General features: G+C 51.2%; 1 pseudogene. It reads left to right on the forward strand.

Annotated features, from left to right (window positions below):
* A pseudogene (locus lacNas_RS04915) lies at positions 1-525 on the forward strand (hypothetical protein); the annotation flags it as partial.

Here is a 525-nt window from a genome sequence, read left to right on the forward strand (position 1 = left end):
CAAGAACAAGACCAGCAAGATCAAGGGCAAGAAGGTCAAGTTCGACAAGAAGGGGCACGTAACCAGCTTTAGGGGCAAGACCAAGATCAACAGCTCTTGGTACTACTTCACCAAGACCGGGAAGATGGTCAGAAACAAGGCTGTCAAGGGCAGCAAGTACGTTTACCACTATTCAAAGAGCGGCAAGCTGCTGTCAGCCCTGTCAAGTCTCAAGGGCAAGAAGTACTACATTGACGCAACCAGTGCCAAGCCGCGGACGAACTTCATGTACAAGTCCGGCTCCAAGTGGTACTACTTTAACTCCACGGGTCTTGGCAGCAACTCATTTAAGATGCAGTTTACTAAAGAAACTGGCTTGGTAAACACCAACAAGACCTTCGCGAAGAACAACGAAGCTTACAGCTACACGTCTGCCAGCATCGACAACGTCGACGGCTACTTGACTGCCGACAGCTGGTACCGTCCAAAGAAGATCTTGAAGAACGGCACCACCTGGACGAAGACGACGGCCAGCGACAAGCGGCC

The sequence above is a fragment of the Lactobacillus nasalidis genome (assembly GCF_016587775.1).
GTDB classification, from domain to species: Bacteria; Bacillota; Bacilli; order Lactobacillales; family Lactobacillaceae; genus Lactobacillus; species Lactobacillus nasalidis.